This window comes from Hydrogenophaga sp. GW823-FHT04C09 (assembly GCF_058796355.1).
This window is the reverse complement of sequence record NZ_JBXAIO010000004.1, coordinates 449840-467752: the sequence shown is the minus strand read 5'-3', so window position 1 is coordinate 467752 and position 17913 is coordinate 449840. Positions and strand designations below refer to the sequence as shown.

The window sequence follows — 17913 nt, the reverse complement described above, 5'->3', positions numbered from 1 at the left end:
GTGACGCGCCGCAGGCGCGGCGCAGGGGTGGGCCAATCAGGCGTGGGCGGAACGCAGGCGGATCGAGAAGTCGCGCAGTGCGGCGATGCCACTTTCCTCGGCGCGGCGGCACCAGGCCTGCAGGTCCACGGCGAGCTGTTCGCGCGTGGAGTTCGTGCTCGACCACAAGGCACGCAGTTCTTCGCGCATGGTCACCATCTTGTCGAGCACCGGGTGCTCGGCGCGCACCTGGGCCAACTGCGGTTTGACGTTGGCGGGCACCTTGTCGTCGTCGCGGTGCAGCCAGCGGCGCGCGGCCTGCAGCACGGTGGCGTCGCCGCGGCGCTGCTTCAGGGCCTCGAGTTCGTGCTTGCAGGCGGCGCGCATTTCGCGCGCATAACCGGCCATCACTTCGTAGCGGTTGGCGATGATCGCCTCCAGCGTCTTCTCGTCGGCCACCGGGCGCACGGCGCCATAGGCCATCTTCGGCGGCACCTTCTTCACCGAGGCCAGGCCCACGGACTTCAGCATGGTGATGTACATCCAGCCGATGTCGAATTCGTAGGGCTTGACCGACAGCTTGGCCGAGGTCGGGTAGGTGTGGTGGTTGTTGTGCAGCTCTTCGCCGCCAATGAGGATGCCCCAGGGTGACACGTTGGTGCTGCCGTCGGCGGCTTCGAAATTGCGGTAACCCCACCAGTGGCCGATGCCGTTGATGATGCCGGCGGCGGTGATGGGAATCCAGGCCATCTGCAGCGCCCAGACCGACAGGCCCAGGACCCCGAACAGCGCCACGTTGATGATCAGCATCAGGCTCACGCCCAGGCGCGAGCGGCCGGTGTAGAGGTGCTTTTCAATCCAGTCGTTCGGCGTGTTGTGGCCGTAGCGCTCCATGGTCTCGGCATTCTTGGCCTCGGCCCGGTAGAGTTCGGCGCCCTCGTAGAAGACCTTCTTGATGCCGAAGATGTGCGGGCTGTGCGGATCACCTTCGTGTTCGCATTTGGCGTGGTGCTTGCGGTGGATGGCCGTCCACTCCTTGGTGACCATGCCGGTGGTCATCCAGAGCCAGAAGCGGAAGAAGTGCGACGCGATCGGGTGCAGATCCAGCGACCGGTGTGCGGAATGGCGGTGTAGGTAGATGGTGACGCTGGCGATCGTGATGTGCGTGAACACCAGGGCCACGATAAGCACCTGCCACCAGGCGGCGCCCGTCAGGCCGCTGGCCAGAAACTGGATCAGGCCATCCCAGACAGCAGAGAAGATTCCGGAATCGGAAGAAAACATGGAGTTCCTAAAAGACCGCCCTGGGTCACGGACATGGAGGGGCGCCAAGCCCATGGGCGGTGTGGGCCAGCGAAGCTTGGATTTTAAGGCCGGGGGTGCAAATCACCAACCCATGGACGGCCAGGGATGAAAACTTAAGCCTTTATTTCAGGCGACTTGAACACAATTCAAGCCTTTTTCCGCCAAACGGCAGCGAAAAAGCCGTCTGTTGCGTGCCGATGCGGCCATAAACGCAGCCATTTTCCATTTTCGCCCGCGCACAGGGTGGATGCCCCGGAAACGTGCACCCCCTCCAGCAGGCTGACCACCGGCACCGGTTCGAAGTCCGGGTGGGCCGGTTCGAATGCCGCGCACACGGCCTCGTTTTCGGCCTGGAGCAGGCTGCAGGTCGCGTACACCAGCCGGCCGCCGGGCTTGAGCAGGCGGGCGGCGCTGTGCAGGATGGCCTGCTGCAGATCGGCCTGGGCGGCCACGGTCTGCGGCGTCTGGCGCCATTTCAGGTCCGGGCTGCGCCGCAGGGTGCCCAGGCCTGAGCAGGGCGCGTCGACGAGCACGCGGTCGATCTTGCCGGCCAGGCGTTTGATGCGGTCGTCCCGCTCGTGGGCGATCGCCACTGGGTGCACGTTGGACAGGCCACTGCGCGCCAGCCGGGGCTTGAGCGCGTCGAGCCGGTGGCCGGAGGTGTCGAAGGCGTAGAGCCGGCCGCTGTTGCGCATGGCGGCGCCGATGGCCAGGGTCTTGCCCCCGGCACCGGCGCAGAAATCGACCACCATCTCGCCGCGCTTGGCGTCCAGCAGCAAGGCCAGCAGCTGAGAGCCTTCGTCCTGCACCTCCACCTCGCCCTGCACGAAGGCCGGCAGTTTGGCCAGCGAGGGCTTGCCCTGCAGGCGGATGCCCAGGGGCGAATACGGCGTGGCCGCCCCCGTGAGCCCGGCCTTCTGCAGGCCGGCCAGGGCGGCGTCGCGCTTGGCCTTGAGCACGTTCACCCGCAGGTCCAGGGGCGCGGGCTGGTTCAGGCTGGCGACCAGCGCGTCGAATTCGTCGCCCACCTGCTCGCGCAGGGCGGTGGCCAGCCACTCGGGCAGGTTGTGGCGGTGCGGCGCCATCAGGTCGGCGTCGGTGACGGCGTCGCAATGGTCGAGCCAGCTTTTTTCGGCGTCCGTCAGGGCGCTCTTGACGAAGTCGCGGTCGCCCGGAAAGGCCAGGATCGCCAGCCGGCGCCATTTGGAGCCGCTGCCGGAGCGGGCCAGCCACTCCAGCTTGAGGCGTTCGCGCAGGATGGTGTAGACGGTGTCGGACAGCGTGGCCCGCTCGCGTGGGCCCAGGGAACGGTTTTCACGGAAATGGCGCGCGACGACCGCGTCGGCGGGGTGCTCGAACTTGAAGACCTGCTCGATCAGGCTGGCGCTTTCGTCCAGAAGGGCTTTGGGGTGCATAAGCCGTATTGTCCACCGGGGATAATCAGAGGCTATGTCCGACATCCCGAACCAGGTGCGCCGCCGGCGCACTTTCGCCATCATCTCCCACCCCGACGCGGGCAAGACCACCCTCACCGAGAAGCTGCTGCTGTTCTCGGGCGCGATCAACATCGCGGGCAGCGTGAAGGCGCGCAAGGCCGCGCGCCACGCCACCAGCGACTGGATGGAAATCGAAAAGCAGCGGGGCATCTCGGTCGCTTCGTCGGTGATGCAGATGGAGTACCGCGACTGCGTGATCAACCTGCTGGACACCCCCGGGCACCAAGACTTCTCGGAAGACACCTACCGCGTGCTCACGGCCGTGGACGCGGCGCTGATGGTGATCGACGCCGGCAACGGCGTGGAGCCCCAGACCCGCCGCCTGCTGCAGGTCTGCCGCGCGCGCAACACGCCCATCCTGACCTTCGTCAACAAGATGGACCGCGAGGTGCAGGCCCCGCTGGACCTGATGGACGAGATCGAGCGCGAGCTGGGCATGACGGTCGTGCCCTTCACCTGGCCGGTGGGCATGGGCAAGACCTTCCGGGGCGTGTTCGACCGCCGCACCGACCAGATGCGTGTATTCGCCGCCGGTGAAGATCGCCGCGGTGGCGACGAGGACGTGCTGGCCGGCCTGGACAACCCCGAGAGCCTGCAGCGCTTCGGCGCCGAGTTCGCGCAGGCGCGCGACGAGCTGGAGCTGGTGGCCGGCGCCTCGCCCGCGTTCGAGGAGGCCAAGTTCCTCGCCGGCCAGCAGACGCCCATGCTGTTCGGCTCGGCGGTGAACAACTTCGGCGTGCGCGAGGTGCTCGACGCCCTGGTCGATCTGGCGCCGCCCCCGGGCGAACGGCCCGCGATCCAGCGCGTGGTGAAACCCGAGGAGACCAAGTTCAGCGGCGTGGTCTTCAAGATCCAGGCCAACATGGACCCGGCGCACCGCGACCGCATCGCTTTCGTGCGCGTGGCCAGCGGCCATTTCGAGCGCGGCATGAAACTCAAGGTGGTGCGCTCGGGCAAGGACCTGCGGCCCAACACCGTGGTGAGCTTCCTGTCACAGCGCCGCGAACTGCTCGACGAAGCCTTTGCCGGCGACATCATCGGCATCCCCAACCACGGCGTGCTGCAACTGGGCGACACCCTCACCGAGGGCGAAAGCCTGCAGTTCACCGGCCTGCCCTTCTTCGCGCCGGAAATCATCCGCAGCGTGGAAGTGGCCGATCCGTTGCGCAGCAAGCAGCTGCGCGCCGGCCTGACCCAGCTCGGCGAAGAGGGTGCCATCCAGGTGTTCCGCCCCGTGGCGGGTTCGGTGCTGCTGCTGGGTGCGGTGGGTCAGCTGCAGTTCGAGGTGGTCGCGCACCGCCTGGAGCACGAGTACGGCGTGAAAGCCCGCATCATGAACAGCCCCTACCAGGTGGCGCGCTGGGTGACCTGCGCACCCGAGGACGGTGGCGAGGTCGAACTCAAGCGCTTCATCGACGCCAACAGCCACCGCGTGGCGCTGGACGCGGTGGACGCGCCCACGCTGCTGGTGGACCACTCGGCCACCCTGCGCGCCGTGGAGGCCAACTGGCCGAAGATCAAGTTCCACGCCATGCGCGAGCACGCGGGGCTGGTGTTCGCCAAGGGCGTCTGATCAGGCGGCGGCCAGCAGCCGCTCCACCGCGCGGGGGTAGATCACATGCTCCTGCGTGAGCACCCGCGCCGCCAGCGCCTCGGGCGTGTCGCCCGGCAGCACCGGCACCACCGCCTGCGCCAGGATCTCGCCGTGGTCGAGCTCGCTGGTCACGCGGTGCACCGTGGCACCCGCGAAGCGGCAACCCATCTCGATCGCGCGCTGGTGCGTCTTGAGCCCCGGAAAGGCGGGCAACAGGCTGGGGTGGATGTTGACCAGCCGACCTTCGTAGTGCTGCACGAAGCCCGGGGTGAGAATGCGCATGAAGCCCGCCAGCACCACCAGCGCGGGGCCGTGGCGGTCGATCTCGGCCATCAGCGCGGCGTCGAAGGCCTCGCGGCTGGCGTAGGCGGTGTGGTCCAGCGCGGCGGTGGCGATGCCCTGTTCCTTCGCCCAGGCCAGGCCCTGGGCGGCGGCCTTGTTGCTCACCACGGCCGCCACGCGCGCGCCGAACCGGGCCTGCCAGCGTTGCGTCCGGGCGGTCTCCACGATGGCGGCCATGTTGGAGCCGCTGCCGGAGATGAGAATCACGATGTTTTTGTTCACGCCAGACATGGCCGGGAAGTGTAATGACCTCAGACCTGCAAACCCCTTCAGCCGGCCGCCCGCGCGGCCACGATTTCCAGCAACGCCCGCTCTCGCCCGCCGAGGCGCGCGTGCTCGGCACCCTCATGGAGAAGGCGCGCACCGTGCCCGACAGCTACCCCATGACGCTCAACGCCCTGGTGACGGGCTGCAACCAGAAGTCCAGCCGCGACCCGGTGATGAACCTGGCCGACGCCCTGGTGCTGGAGGCGCTGGACGAGCTGCGCAGCCTGCACATGGTGATGGAGGGCAGCGGCAGCCGGGTCACCCGCTACGAACACAATTTCGCGCGCGCCGTGGGCGTGCCCGAACAATCCGCCGTGCTGCTGGGCATGTTGATGCTGCGCGGCCCGCAGACCGCCGGTGAGCTGCGCCTGAACACCGAGCGCTGGTACAAGTTCCTGGACATCGCCTCGGTCGACGGCTTCCTGGAGGAACTGCAGGACCGCAGCGCCGAGAAAGGCGGCCCGCTGGTGGTGAAGCTGCCGCGCGCACCCGGCGCCCGGGAGCAGCGCTGGGCCCACCTGCTCTGCGGCCCGGTGGACACCAGCGCCGTCGCGGCGGCGCCGTCCACCCAGGGCAGCGCGGCCACCGAAGACGAACTGATCGCCCTCACCCGCCGGGTGGCCACGCTGGAAAACACCGTGGCCCAGTTGCAGGACCAGCTTCAGAATCTGAACGAGCAGCTCGGCTTGTCGCAGCCCGGACAGCCATAAAACGAACGGTCGTGCGAAACTGGCCGGCGTTGTTCAATTTGCCGGCACACATCCTGTGGCGGCCACCAGGAGACATTCCATGGATTTGGCATTCACGCCCGAAGAACAGGCGTTTCGCGAAGACATCCGGGGCTGGGTCAAGGCCAACCTGCCCGCCGAGATCGCCCACAAAGTGCACAACGCGCTGCGCCTGACGCGCGACGACATGCAGCGCTGGGCCAAGATTCTCGGCAAGAAGGGCTGGCTGGGCTGGGGCTGGCCCAAGGAGTTCGGCGGCCCGGGCTGGACCGCGGTGCAGAAGCACCTGTTCGAGGAAGAATGCGCCCTGGCCGGCGCGCCGCGCGTGGTGCCCTTCGGCCCCGTGATGGTGGCGCCGGTGATCATGGCCTTCGGCAACAAGGAACAGCAGCAGCGTTTCCTGCCCGGCATCGCCAGCGGCGAGGTGTGGTGGAGCCAGGGCTACAGCGAACCCGGCTCGGGCTCGGACCTGGCCTCGGTCAAGACCCGCGCCGAGCGCCAGGGCGACAAGTACATCGTCAATGGCCAGAAGACCTGGACCACGCTGGGCCAGTACGGCGAGTGGATCTTCTGCCTGGTGCGCACCAGCACCGAGGGCAAGCCGCAGACCGGCATCTCCTTCCTGCTGATCGACATGAAGTCTCCCGGCGTCACCGTGCGACCCATCAAGCTGCTGGACGGCGAGAGCGAGGTGAACGAAGTCTGGTTCGACAACGTCGAGGTGCCGGCGGAGAACCTGATCGGCGAGGAGAACAAGGGCTGGACCTACGCCAAGCACCTGCTCAGCCACGAACGCACCAACATCGCCGACGTGAACCGCGCCAAGCGCGAGCTCGAGCGCCTGAAGCGCATCGCCAAGACCGAAGGCGTCTGGGACGACCTGCGCTTCCGCGACCAGATCGCGCTGCTCGAAGTCGACGTGGTGGCGCTGGAGATGCTGGTGCTGCGCGTGCTCTCGGCCGAGAAATCGGGCAAGAACTCGCTCGACATCGCCGGTCTGCTCAAGATCAAGGGCAGCGAGATCCAGCAACGCTACAGCGAACTCATGATGCTGGCGGCCGGCCCCTACAGCCTGCCCTTCATCGAGGAGGCCATGGAAGCCGGCTGGCAGGGCGACTTCCCCGGCGGCGTCAACGCCAACGCGCCGCTGGCGTCCACCTACTTCAACATGCGCAAGACCACCATCTACGGCGGCAGCAACGAAGTGCAGCGCAACATCGTCGCGCAAACCGTTCTGGGCTGAGGAGAAAAACATGGACTTTGATTTCAGCGACGACCAACAGCAACTGCGCGACGCCGTGCGCAAATGGGTCGACAAGGGCTACACCTTCGAGCGCCGCAACGGCATCGTGGCCGCGGGCGGCTTCGACCGCGCCGCCTACGGTGAATTGGCCGAGCTCGGCCTGGCCGGCCTTTACGTGAGCGAGGACGACGGCGGCCTGGGCATGGGCCCCATCGAAGGCATGGTGGTCATGGAAGAGCTGGGGCGCGGCATCGTGCTCGAACCCCTGGCCCAGACCCTCATCACCTCCGGCGTGCTGGGCGGTTACGCGCCGGCCGACCTCAAGGCCGCGTGGTTGCCGCGCATGGCCTCGGGCGAAGCGCTGGTGGTGCTCGCGCACCAGGAGCGCAAGGCCCGCTACAAGCTCGACGTGTGCGCCACCACCGCCACCCAGGCCGGCAGCGGCTGGACGGTCTCGGGCAGCAAGAACGTGGTGCCCGCCGCCGACCAGGCCGACGCCTTCGTCGTGCCCGCCGTGGCCGGCGGCAAGCTCGCCCTGTTCCTGGTGGAGCGCACCGCCGCTGGCGTGGCCACGCGCGGCTACGGCACGCAGGACGGCGGCCGTGCGGGTGACCTCACGCTCAAGGACGCCCCGGCCCAACTGATCACCACCGATGGCCTGACCGCGCTGGAACACGCCGTGGACATCGGCATCGCCGCCGCCTGCGCCGAAGCCGTGGGCGTGATGGACAAGACCGTGGCCATCACCGTCGAGTACATGAACACGCGCAAGCAGTTCGGCGTGGCCATCGCCAGCTTCCAGGCGCTGCGCCACCGCGTGGCCGACATGAAGATGCAGCTGGAGCTGGCGCGCTCCATGAGCTACTACGCCAGCCTCAAGCTCAACGCCCCGGCGCCAGAGCGCCGCGCGGCCATGGCGCGGGCCAAGGTGCAGCTGGGCACGGCCATGCGCTTCGTCGGACAACAGGCGGTGCAGCTGCACGGCGGCATCGGCGTGACCGACGAGTACATCGTGAGCCACTACTTCAAGAAGCTCACGCAGCTGGAAATGACCTACGGCGACACCCTGCACCACCTGGGCGAGGTCTCCGCCCGGATGCAGGACACGGCCGGCGTGTTCGCCTGATCCCCCCAGCGGCCCGCACCCAGCGGGCCGCGGTGTTTTTGGCCACCCCTTCAACAGGAGAGACCCGATGCCCACCCGCCGAACCATTTTCGCCACCATCGCCAGCAGCCTGTTGCTGGCGGCCTGTGCCAGCGCACCCCGGGGTGCGGGGCAGCCACCCATCGTGTTCGTGCACGGCAACGGCGACTCCGCCTCGATCTGGCAGACCACCCTGTGGCGCTTCGAGTCCAACGGCTGGCCGCGCGAGCGCCTGCACGCGATCGACCTGCCCTACCCGCTCGCGCGCGACGACGACGGCAAGGCCCAGCCGGGGCGCTCGTCCACGGCCGAGCACATGGCTTTCCTCAAGGCCGAGGTGGACAAGGTCCTGAGGGCCACCGGCGCGCCGCAGGTGGTGCTGGTGGCCAATTCGCGCGGCGGCTACGCGGTGCGCAACTACATCCAGAATGGCGGCGGCGACAAGACCGTGAGCCACGCGGTGCTGGGCGGCACACCCAACCACGGCGTCTGGGCCATCAAGGGATTCCGGGAGGCCAACGAATTCGCTGGCACCGGCCCCTTCCTGAGCGCGCTGAACGCGCCCAAGAACGCCGCCGGCGACGAAGTGGCCGGCCCAGTGAAGTGGATGACCCTGCGATCCGACAACAACGACAAGTTCGCCCAGCCCGACGGCGTGTGGATCGGCGCCCGGGGCACGCCCACCAACGTCGGTTTCGACGGGCCCGCGCTCAAGGGTGCCCACAACGTGGTGCTGCCCCGCGTGGACCACCGCGAGACGTCCTTCTCACCCGCGGCGTTCGATGCCATGCACCGCTTCATCACCGGCCAGGCGCCACGCACGCTGGCCATCACCGCCCAGACGCCGGTGGTGCTCAACGGCAAGGTCACCGGCCTGGGCGTGTCGCCAACCGACCCGGCCTCGGGCAACGAGACCAACAACCTGCCCGTGCCGGGCGCGCAGCTCACGGTGTACGCCACCGACCCCGCGACGGGCGAGCGCCGGGGCGCGGCCGTGCACAGCAAGACCGTGGGCGCCGATGGCCTCTGGGGCCCGTTCACCGCCCAGCCTGGCGTGGCCCACGAGTTCGTCATCAGCGCGCCGGGCTACGCCACCACACACATCTACCGCAGCCCCTTCCCGCGTGGCAGCGAACTGATCCACCTGCGCGCCGAGCGCATCGCGGCCGCCGACCGCGGCGCGAAGTCCATCGTCACCTTCACCCGGCCGCGCGGCTACTTCGATGCCGCGCGCGACACGATGTCGTTCGATGGCAAGGCCCTGCCCGGTGTGCCGCCCGCGGGCGCGGGCGTGTCCAGCTCGAAACTGGCCCTCGCCACGGAAGGCGCGCGGCCCATCGCGGCCGAATTCAACGGTGAGAAGCTCACCGGCCGGACCTGGCCAGCGGGCGAGAACCACCTCGTGGTGCTGGAACTGACGCACTGACCACCCCCACGCTCCACCGCTTCGCGGGTCGCTGCCCCCAAGGGGGCTGGCCCGGCTTGGGGCGGCCCGGCGCCGGACCACGCCCATCCCTAGGCGTGCAGCCGCGAGGTCTTGGGCAGGTGCGACATCAGGAACTCCATCTGGTCCGCCAGAATGCGGCGGTTGCGCAGGATGAAGTCTTCCCACAGGCTGGGCACGTAGGGCGTGTACAGCAGCCCCATGTGGGCCTGTTCGGGCGTGCGGTTGCCCTTGCGGTGGTTGCAGGACTTGCAGGCCGTCACCACGTTCATCCAGGTGTCGCGACCGTTCTGCCCCAGCGGCACGATGTGCTCTCGCGTGCACACCTCGTCGTGGCAGCTCTCGCCGCAGTAGGCGCACACGTTGCGGTCGCGCGCGAACAGCTTGCTGTTGGTCAGCGTGGGCCGCAGGTCGAAGGGGTTGATGCGCGGCACGCCCTGGGTGCCGATGATGGAGTTGACCGTGATGATGGACTGGCGCCCGGTCACCGCGTTGTGCCCGCCGTGGAACACCGCGACCTCGGCCCCCATTTCCCAGCGCACCTCATCCGCCGCGTAATGCAACACGGCTTCCTCCAGGCTGATCCACGACTGTGGCAGCCCCTGCGCGGAGAGCTTCAAGACCTTCAAGACGGGCTCCTTCCAACGAACATGTCACCGGGGAGGGGCGGCCCTGGGCAAGCCGCCCTTCGGCCGCAGGCAAGGCCTGCGGGCGCATATCATCGTGTGCCAATATAGCAAGCTTTGAAGAATCGGCCGTGACGGCAGGCCTGGAAGCCATGGCTTTCGCCCTCAAATGCCCTTTCGACCCAGCCTCTGACCACCTCTCACGGCATGAAAATCTATCGCGGCCTGCGCTCCCGCCCCCCCGGCTCCCCGGGCTGCGCATTGACCATCGGCAACTTCGACGGCGTGCACCGGGGCCACCAGGCCATGCTCGCGCTGCTCAACAACGAAGCGCGGCACCGCGGCGTGCCCAGCTGCGTGATGACTTTCGAACCGCACCCGCGCGACTACTTCGCCGCCCTGCACCACAAGCCGGAACTGGCGCCCGCGCGCATCGCCACGTTGCGCGACAAGCTGCAGGAGCTGGACCGCTGCGGCGTGCACGAATGCGTGATCCTGCCGTTCAATGCCCGGCTGGCCAACCAGGCGCCCGAGGCCTTCATCGAGGACACGCTGGTGGGCGCGTTCGGCGTGCAGTACGTGCTGGTGGGCGACGACTTCCGCTTCGGATCCAAACGGGCCGGCGACTACGCCATGCTCGATGCCGCCGGCGGTCGCCTGGGTTTCGACGTGGCGCGCATGCAAAGCTACGAGGTGCACGGCCTGCGTGTGTCCAGCTCCGCCGTGCGCGAGGCCCTGGGCGCCGGCCGCATGGACGACGTGGCCGCCCTGCTGGGCCGGCCCTACAGCATCAGCGGCCACGTGGTGCACGGGCGCAAGCTCGGCCGCCAGCTGGCCGAGAGCAGCCCCGGGCGCGGCGACGGCTTTCGCACCCTCAACCTGCGCTTTTCGCACTGGAAACCGGCGGCCAGCGGCATCTTCGCGGTGCACGTGCATGGCCTGGGCCCACACGCCGATTCGCCCCCCCTGCCGGGCGTGGCCAACCTGGGGGTGAGGCCCTCGCTGGACCCGGACGACGTCAACGGCGGGCGGGTGCTGCTGGAGACCCATTGCCTCGACTGGCCGCCCGCCTTGGCCGCCAGCCTGCCCGACGGAGAGGCCTACGGTAAAATCGTGCGCGTGGAACTGCTGCACAAACTGCATGACGAGCTGAAGTACGACAGCCTCGACGCCCTGACCCAGGGCATCGCACGGGACTGCGACGACGCACGCGCGTTCTTTGCGTCGCTGCACACCCAGACCCATCGGCAGACCACCCGCGACCGAATTTAGACGACCTGTCTGTCCGGTCGCTGCCCTTCGACAGGCTCAGGGCGAACGGTTTCTGTCTCCAGTCCCCTCGCACTCCCCCGGTTCGGGCTGAGCTTGTCGAAGCCACCATGGAATTCCCGTCATGTCCGACACCCCCACCGACTACCGCAGCACCCTCAACCTGCCCGACACCCCCTTCCCCATGCGCGGCGACCTGCCCAAGCGCGAGCCGGGCTGGGTGAACAGCTGGAACCAGGAAGGCCTCTACAAGCGCCTGCGCGACGCCCGCGAAGGCGCGGCGCTGTTCGTGCTGCACGACGGCCCGCCCTACGCCAACGGCCAGATCCACATGGGCCACGCCGTCAACAAGGTGCTCAAGGACATGATCGTCAAAAGCCGCCAGCTGGCCGGCTTCGACGCCCAGTACATCCCCGGCTGGGACTGCCACGGCCTGCCGATCGAGAACGCGATCGAGAAAAAACACGGCCGCAACCTCAGCCGCGACGACATGCAGGCCAAGAGCCGCGCCTATGCCACCGAGCAGATCGGCCTGCAGCGCGAAGACTTCAAGCGCCTGGGCATCCTCGGTGACTGGGAGCGCCCCTACCGCACCATGGACCCGGCCAACGAGGCGGGCGAGATCCGCGCCTTCAAGCGCGTGATCGAGCGCGGTTTCGTCTACCGGGGCCTCAAGCCCGTGTACTGGTGCTTCGACTGCGGCTCCTCGCTGGCCGAGTTCGAGATCGAGTACGCCGACAAGAAGAGCGACACGCTGGACGTGGCCTTCGAAGCCAACGACCCGGCCGCGCTCGCCAAGGCCTTCGGCCTGGCCGCGCTGCCGGCCGGCAAGACCGGCTTCGCCGTCATCTGGACCACCACCGCCTGGACCATCCCGGCCAACCAGGCGCTCAACGCCCACCCGGCCCTGGGCTACGCGCTGGTCGACACGCCGCGCGGCGTGCTGCTGCTGGCCGAGTCGCTGGTCGAGAAATGCCTGGAGCGCTTCCAGCTCGAAGGCCAGGTGATCGCCACCGCCCCCGGCGAGGCCCTGCGCGACCTGAGCTTCCGCCACCCCCTGTACGACGTGGACGCCGGCTACCGCCGCCTCTCGCCGCTGTACCTGGCCGACTACGTGAGCGACAGCGACGGCACCGGCATCGTGCACTCGGCCCCGGCCTACGGCGTGGATGACTTCAACTCCTGCGTGTCGCACGGCCTGGCCTACGACGACATCCTCAACCCGGTGCAGGGCAACGGCACCTACGCGGCCGACTTCCCGCTGTTCGGCGGCCAGCACATCTGGAAGGCCGTGCCGGCCATCCTGGAGGCGCTGAAGAACGCCGGCCGCCTCATGGCGACGCAGCCCATCACCCACAGCTACCCGCACTGCTGGCGCCACAAGACGCCGGTGATCTACCGCGCCGCCGCGCAGTGGTTCATCCGCATGGACGAGGGCGAGGGCGTGTTCACCAAGGACAAGGCGCCGCGCACCCTGCGCCAGACCGCGCTGGACGCGATCGAGCACACCCACTTCTTCCCGGAGAACGGCAAGGCGCGCCTGCACGACATGATCGCCAACCGGCCCGACTGGTGCATCTCGCGCCAGCGCAGCTGGGGCGTGCCCATCCCCTTCTTCCTGCACAAGGACTCGGGTGAGCTGCACCCGCGCACCATGGAGATCCTCGACCAGGCGGCCGACATCGTCGAGAAGGGCGGCATCGAGGCCTGGAGCCGCGTGACGGCCGAGGACATCCTGGGCGCGCAGGACGCGCCGAACTACACCAAGAGCCAGGACATCCTGGAGGTCTGGTTCGACTCCGGCTCGACCTTCCAGCACGTGCTGCGCGGCAGCCACGCCAAGGCCTACGTCAATGGCGCCTTCCACTCGCAAGGCCCCGAGGCCGATCTGTACCTCGAAGGCCACGACCAGCACCGGGGCTGGTTCCATTCCTCGCTGCTGCTGGGCTGCGCCCTGCACGACCGCGCGCCCTACCGCGGCCTGCTCACCCACGGCTTCACCGTGGACAGCCAGGGCCGCAAGATGAGCAAGTCGCTCGGCAACGGCATCGATCCGCAGGAGGTGACCAAGAAGCTGGGCGCCGAGATCATCCGCCTGTGGGTGGCCGCGAGCGACTACTCGGGCGACATCGCCGGCGACGACAAGATCCTCGCCCGCGTGGTCGACGCCTACCGCCGCATCCGCAACACGCTGCGCTTCCTGCTCGCCAACGTGAGCGACTTCGACCCGGCCACCGACGCCGTGCCGCTGGACCAGATGCTGGAGATCGACCGCTACGCGCTCGCGCGCGCGGCGCAGTTCCAGGCCGAGGTGCTGGCGCACTACGACGTGTACGAGTTCCACCCCGTGGTGGCCAAGCTGCAGGTGTACTGTTCGGAAGACCTGGGCGCGTTCTACCTCGACGTGCTCAAGGACCGGCTCTACACCACCGCCCCCAAGAGCCTGGCGCGGCGCAGCGCCCAGACCGCGCTGCACCAGATCACCCACGCCATGCTGCGCTGGATGGCGCCGTTCATGAGCTTCACCGCCGAAGAGGCCTGGCCGGTGCTCGCGGGTGCGCAGAACCAGGGCTCGATCTTCTTCGAGACCTACGCCCAGCTGCCCAACGCCGACGAGGCGCTGCTGGCCAAGTGGACGCGCCTGTGCGAAGTGCGCAACCTGGTGAACAAGGAGATCGAGACCGTGCGCACCGCCGGCCAGGTGGGCTCCTCGCTGCAAGCCAACGTGCGCCTCACCGCCCCGGCCGATGACCATGCGCTGCTGGCCTCGCTGGGCGACGACCTGAGGTTCGCGCTGATCGTCTCGGCCGTGGAACTGCTGGCCGGCGACGAGCTGTCGGTGCAGGTCGTGCCGTCCAGTGCCACCAAGTGCGAGCGCTGCTGGCACTACCGCGACGACGTGGGCACGGACGCCGCCCACCCCACGCTGTGCGGCCGCTGCACCAGCAACCTGTTCGGCGCGGGCGAGCCGCGCACGGTGGCCTGATGCCGAACAACAGCCCCAACAGCCACCTCTGGCCCTGGCTCGGCCTGGCGGCCGCCCTGCTGGTGGCCGACCAGCTCACCAAGCAATGGATCCTGGCGGTGTACCAGCTGGGCGACAGCACGCACGTCACCAGCTTCTTCAACCTCGTGCGCGTGCACAACACGGGCGCGGCGTTTTCGTTCCTGGCAGGCGCCGGGGGCTGGCAGCGCTGGTTCTTCACCGCCGTGGGCGTGGGCGCGGCGGTCTTCATCGTCTGGATGCTGCGCTCGCACCCGGGCCAGAAGCTGTTCGCGTTCGCGCTGTCGTGCATCCTGGGCGGCGCCCTGGGCAACGTGATCGACCGCCTGTGGCACGGCTACGTGGTGGACTTTCTCGACTTCCACTGGTCCTTCCTGGCCGGCCTGTTCCCGGGCGGGCATTTCCCCTCGTTCAACCTCGCGGACATCGCGATTTCGGTCGGTGCCGCGGCCCTGATCCTGGACGAGATCCTGCGCGTGCGCCGCCGCCGCTGACCCCCCGCGCGGCCCCGCGAGTCCGCACCGCGCACGGGGCTTCGCCCCGGGGCGTATAGTTTTGAGGTTCATGAAACATCTGCTGGACCTTCTCGCGGCCATTGCCTTGCTGGTTTGGGGCACCCACCTGGTGCGGGCCGGCGTGCTGCGCGTCTTCGGCAGCAACCTGCGGCAGTTCCTCGCCGCGAGCATGGGCAACCGCTTCACCGCCGCCCTCTCCGGCCTGGGCGTGACCGCCCTGGTGCAATCCAGCACCGCCACCGCGCTGATCACCGCCTCCTTCGTGGGCCGCGGCCTGATCGCGCTGCCCGCCGCACTGGCGGTGATGTTGGGCGCCGACATCGGCACCAGCCTGATGGCGGTGGTGTTCTCCTTCGACCTGTCCTGGCTCTCGCCGCTGTTCATCTTCCTGGGCGTCACGCTGTTCATCTCGCGCCAGGGCACGCCGGTGGGCGACTTCGGCCGCGTGCTGATCGGCCTGGGCTTGATGCTGCTGGCCCTGCGGCTGATCTCGGCCGCCACCAGCGTGCTGACGCAGAACCCCGCCGTGCAGCTGATGCTGGAATCGCTCACCAGCGACCTGCTGCTGGAGATCCTGCTGGGCGCCGCGCTGGCCGTGGTGGCCTACTCCAGCCTCGCGGTGGTGCTGCTGGCGTCCTCCCTGGCGCTGCAGGTGGTCGGGCTGGACGTGGCCCTGGGCATCGTGCTCGGCGCCAACCTGGGCAGCGGGCTGCTGGCCGTGATCACCACCGCCAAGTCCGGCATCAGCACCCGCCAGGTGCCGCTGGGCAACCTGCTGTTCAAGGTGCTGGGCGTGGCCATCGCGATCTGGCTCATTCCCCTGTGGCTGCAGGTCATGCAGCCGCTGGTGCAGGACCCGGCCACGCTCACCGTGCTGTTCCACCTGAGCTTCAACTTGATGGTCGGCGCGGTCTTCATCGGCCTGACCAAGCCGGTCGCCCGCATGGTCAACCGCCTGCTGCCGCTGAAGAAGGACAAGAGCCCGCTGGACCGGCCCAACCACCTCGACCCTTCGGCCCTGGCCACGCCCTCGCTGGCCATCTCCTGCGCCGCGCGCGAGGCCATGCACCAGGCCGACGTGGTCGAGACCATGCTGCGCGGCGTGGTCACCGTGATCCGCAACAACGACGCCAAGCTCTCGCAGGACCTGCGCAAGCTCGACGACACCGTCGACAACCTCTACTCCTCGATCAAGTACTACCTCACCAAGATCTCGCGCCAGCAGCTCAGCGAGGCCGAGAGCCGGCGCTGGACCGACATCATCAGCTTCACCATCAACATGGAGCAGATCGGCGACACCGTCGAGCGCGTGCTGCTGGACATCGAGGACAAGAAGATCCGCAAGGGCCGCAGCTTCTCCGAGGCCGGCATGGCCGAGATCACCGAACTGCACGCGCGCCTGCTCGACAACCTGCGCCTGGGCATGAGCGTGTTCCTCAACGGCAACGTGCGCGACGCGCAGAAGCTGGTGGAAGAGAAGGTGCGCTTTCGCGACATGGAGCGCGAGTACGCCGCCACCCACCTGGACCGGCTCTCCGGCATGACCCCGCAGAGCATGGACACCAGCTCGCTGCACCTGGACCTGATCAGCGACTTGAAACGCATCAACTCGCACATCTGCTCGATCGCCTACCCCATCCTGGACAGCGCCGGCGTGCTGGCCCCCAGCCGCCTGCGCGAACCCACCCCACCGTCGCACGCCAGCCGGCTCTGAGCATCCGCACGGCTGCAAGCCCGGGAGGGCTGTGCTACGCTGGCTCTCCGTTTTTGCGCCCGACACAGGAGACAACATGCCCGGACTGCTGCCCCACATCGACCCCGACGGTCTGCTCGAGTTCTCGGTCGTCTACACCGATCGCGCGCTCAACCACATGTCCAAGCGTTTCCAGGGCGTGATGACCGACATCTCGGCCATGCTCAAGCGCGTCTACGGCGCGCACTCGGCCGTGCTGGTGCCCGGCAGCGGCACCTTCGGCATGGAATCGGTGGCGCGCCAGTTCGCGCACGGCAAACATGTGCTGGTGATCCGCAACGGCTGGTTCAGCTACCGCTGGACGCAGATCTTCGACATGGGCGGCATCCCCGCCAGCCACACCGTGATGAAGGCACGGCGCACCGGCGACGGCGCGCAGGCCCCCTGGGCGCCCGCGCCGATCGACGAGGTGGTGGCCACCATCGCGCGCGAAAAACCGGCCCTGGTGTTCGCCCCGCACGTGGAAACCGCCGCCGGCATGATCCTGCCCGACGACTACCTCGAGGCCGTGGCCGATGCGGTGCACGCCGTGGGCGGCCTGTTCGTGCTCGACTGCATCGCCTCCGGCGCGATGTGGGTGGACATGAAGGCCACCGGCGTCGACCTCCTCATCTCGGCCCCGCAGAAGGGCTGGAGCAGCTCGCCCTGCTGCGCCATGGTGATGCTCAGCGAACGCGCCCGCAGCGCCATCGACGCCACGCAGAGCACCACCTTCGCGATGGACCTCAAGAAGTGGCTGCAGATCATGGAAACCTACGAAGGCGGCGGCCACGCGTACCACACCACCCTGCCCACCGACGCGCTCACCCGCCTGCGCGAGACCATGAAGGAAACCGAGGCCTACGGCTTCGAGCGCGTGCGGCAGGAGCAGGTGGCGCTGGGCGCGCAGGTGCGCGCGCTGCTGGTGCGCCACGGCTTCCCCAGCGTGGCCGCGGCCGGCTTCCAGGCGCCGGGCGTGGTGGTGAGCCACACCACCGACCCCGACATCCAGTCGAGCAAGAAATTCCTCGCGCAAGGCCTGCAGACCGCGGCCGGCGTGCCGCTGCAGTGCGACGAAGGCCCGGACTTCAAGACCTTCCGCATCGGCCTGTTCGGCCTGGACAAATGGCACGACGTGCCGGCCACGCTCCAGCACCTGGAACGGGCCCTGGCCGAGGTCGCGCCCAAGGTGGCGCAACCGGCCTGACGAAAAAAGCGGCCCAGG

Annotated in this window: 14 protein-coding genes; 10 read left to right on the top strand and 4 right to left on the bottom strand. The window is 68.4% G+C overall.

All coding sequences use genetic code 11. The features are described 5' to 3' along the window. Nucleotides 1-36 precede the first annotated feature (36 nt). Entirely contained in the window at nucleotides 37-1263 is a 1227-nt protein-coding gene (locus AC1Q9M_RS14470; protein WP_382155182.1) for a DesA family fatty acid desaturase, read from the bottom strand. Nucleotides 1264-1430: 167 nt separating this feature from the next. Further along, the gene (locus tag AC1Q9M_RS14465) at nucleotides 1431-2699 is read right to left on the bottom strand and encodes an RsmB/NOP family class I SAM-dependent RNA methyltransferase (protein WP_492434386.1); all 1269 of its coding nucleotides are present in this window, start codon (nucleotides 2697-2699) and stop codon (nucleotides 1431-1433) included. Between the two features lie 34 nt (nucleotides 2700-2733). Between AC1Q9M_RS14465 and AC1Q9M_RS14460 the strand changes: the two genes are divergently transcribed. Further along, nucleotides 2734-4353 (top strand): peptide chain release factor 3, encoded by a 1620-nt coding sequence (locus AC1Q9M_RS14460; RefSeq protein WP_382155176.1) that lies wholly within the window; start codon nucleotides 2734-2736, stop codon nucleotides 4351-4353. On the opposite strand, the gene purN is transcribed toward AC1Q9M_RS14460, so the two are convergent. Next, entirely contained in the window at nucleotides 4354-4947 is a 594-nt protein-coding gene (gene purN / locus AC1Q9M_RS14455; protein WP_382321456.1) for a phosphoribosylglycinamide formyltransferase, read from the bottom strand. Nucleotides 4948-4961: 14 nt separating this feature from the next. On the opposite strand from purN, the gene AC1Q9M_RS14450 reads away from it, so the two are divergent. The 4 genes from AC1Q9M_RS14450 to AC1Q9M_RS14435 all read left to right on the top strand — a co-directional run bounded on the left by AC1Q9M_RS14450 (nucleotide 4962) and on the right by AC1Q9M_RS14435 (nucleotide 9524). Beyond that, the gene (locus AC1Q9M_RS14450) at nucleotides 4962-5693 is read left to right on the top strand and encodes a YceH family protein (protein ID WP_492434384.1); all 732 of its coding nucleotides are present in this window, start codon (nucleotides 4962-4964) and stop codon (nucleotides 5691-5693) included. A 79-nt stretch (nucleotides 5694-5772) separates the two neighbouring features. Beyond that, nucleotides 5773-6954, top strand: coding sequence for an acyl-CoA dehydrogenase family protein (locus AC1Q9M_RS14445; RefSeq protein WP_492434382.1), 1182 nt, complete (start codon nucleotides 5773-5775; stop codon nucleotides 6952-6954). A 10-nt stretch (nucleotides 6955-6964) separates the two neighbouring features. Continuing rightward, nucleotides 6965-8080 carry an acyl-CoA dehydrogenase family protein gene (locus AC1Q9M_RS14440; protein ID WP_444687241.1) on the top strand — a complete coding sequence of 372 codons (1116 nt, stop codon included), beginning with the start codon at nucleotides 6965-6967 and terminating at the stop codon, nucleotides 8078-8080. A gap of 67 nt (nucleotides 8081-8147) precedes the next feature. After that, entirely contained in the window at nucleotides 8148-9524 is a 1377-nt protein-coding gene (locus AC1Q9M_RS14435; RefSeq protein WP_382321463.1) for an alpha/beta fold hydrolase, read from the top strand. A gap of 89 nt (nucleotides 9525-9613) precedes the next feature. Here the strand turns inward: AC1Q9M_RS14435 and AC1Q9M_RS14430 are convergent, their stop codons facing one another. Further along, nucleotides 9614-10171: an HNH endonuclease gene (locus AC1Q9M_RS14430; RefSeq protein WP_382155149.1), complete on the bottom strand. Its 558-nt coding sequence runs from the start codon at nucleotides 10169-10171 to the stop codon at nucleotides 9614-9616. 204 nt (nucleotides 10172-10375) lie between these two features. Between AC1Q9M_RS14430 and AC1Q9M_RS14425 the strand changes: the two genes are divergently transcribed. The 5 genes from AC1Q9M_RS14425 (at nucleotide 10376) to AC1Q9M_RS14405 (ending at nucleotide 17895) form a co-directional block, all read left to right on the top strand. Beyond that, complete coding sequence (locus AC1Q9M_RS14425; RefSeq protein ID WP_444687243.1) at nucleotides 10376-11440, top strand: bifunctional riboflavin kinase/FAD synthetase; 1065 nt, start codon at nucleotides 10376-10378, stop codon at nucleotides 11438-11440. Nucleotides 11441-11561: 121 nt separating this feature from the next. Further along, nucleotides 11562-14423, top strand: a complete 2862-nt coding sequence (ileS, locus tag AC1Q9M_RS14420) for an isoleucine--tRNA ligase (RefSeq protein ID WP_444687244.1) — start codon at nucleotides 11562-11564, stop codon at nucleotides 14421-14423. Further along, nucleotides 14423-14935: a signal peptidase II gene (lspA, locus tag AC1Q9M_RS14415; protein ID WP_492434378.1), complete on the top strand. Its 513-nt coding sequence runs from the start codon at nucleotides 14423-14425 to the stop codon at nucleotides 14933-14935. Before ileS ends, lspA begins: the two co-directional genes overlap by 1 nt. A gap of 70 nt (nucleotides 14936-15005) precedes the next feature. Further along, the gene (locus tag AC1Q9M_RS14410; RefSeq protein ID WP_382155108.1) at nucleotides 15006-16670 is read left to right on the top strand and encodes a Na/Pi cotransporter family protein; all 1665 of its coding nucleotides are present in this window, start codon (nucleotides 15006-15008) and stop codon (nucleotides 16668-16670) included. A 76-nt stretch (nucleotides 16671-16746) separates the two neighbouring features. After that, entirely contained in the window at nucleotides 16747-17895 is a 1149-nt protein-coding gene (locus AC1Q9M_RS14405) for an aminotransferase class V-fold PLP-dependent enzyme (protein WP_382321470.1), read from the top strand. Nucleotides 17896-17913 lie beyond the last annotated feature (18 nt).

Coding starts and splice junctions, on each gene's coding strand:
- AC1Q9M_RS14470 (WP_382155182.1), bottom strand. CDS start 1,263: ATGTTTTCTTCCGATTCCGGAATCTTCTCTGCTGTCTGGGATGGCCTG.
- AC1Q9M_RS14465 (WP_492434386.1), bottom strand. CDS start 2,699: ATGCACCCCAAAGCCCTTCTGGACGAAAGCGCCAGCCTGATCGAGCAG.
- AC1Q9M_RS14460 (WP_382155176.1), top strand. CDS start 2,734: ATGTCCGACATCCCGAACCAGGTGCGCCGCCGGCGCACTTTCGCCATC.
- purN (WP_382321456.1), bottom strand. CDS start 4,947: ATGTCTGGCGTGAACAAAAACATCGTGATTCTCATCTCCGGCAGCGGC.
- AC1Q9M_RS14450 (WP_492434384.1), top strand. CDS start 4,962: ATGACCTCAGACCTGCAAACCCCTTCAGCCGGCCGCCCGCGCGGCCAC.
- AC1Q9M_RS14445 (WP_492434382.1), top strand. CDS start 5,773: ATGGATTTGGCATTCACGCCCGAAGAACAGGCGTTTCGCGAAGACATC.
- AC1Q9M_RS14440 (WP_444687241.1), top strand. CDS start 6,965: ATGGACTTTGATTTCAGCGACGACCAACAGCAACTGCGCGACGCCGTG.
- AC1Q9M_RS14435 (WP_382321463.1), top strand. CDS start 8,148: ATGCCCACCCGCCGAACCATTTTCGCCACCATCGCCAGCAGCCTGTTG.
- AC1Q9M_RS14425 (WP_444687243.1), top strand. CDS start 10,376: ATGAAAATCTATCGCGGCCTGCGCTCCCGCCCCCCCGGCTCCCCGGGC.
- ileS (WP_444687244.1), top strand. CDS start 11,562: ATGTCCGACACCCCCACCGACTACCGCAGCACCCTCAACCTGCCCGAC.
- lspA (WP_492434378.1), top strand. CDS start 14,423: ATGCCGAACAACAGCCCCAACAGCCACCTCTGGCCCTGGCTCGGCCTG.
- AC1Q9M_RS14410 (WP_382155108.1), top strand. CDS start 15,006: ATGAAACATCTGCTGGACCTTCTCGCGGCCATTGCCTTGCTGGTTTGG.
- AC1Q9M_RS14405 (WP_382321470.1), top strand. CDS start 16,747: ATGCCCGGACTGCTGCCCCACATCGACCCCGACGGTCTGCTCGAGTTC.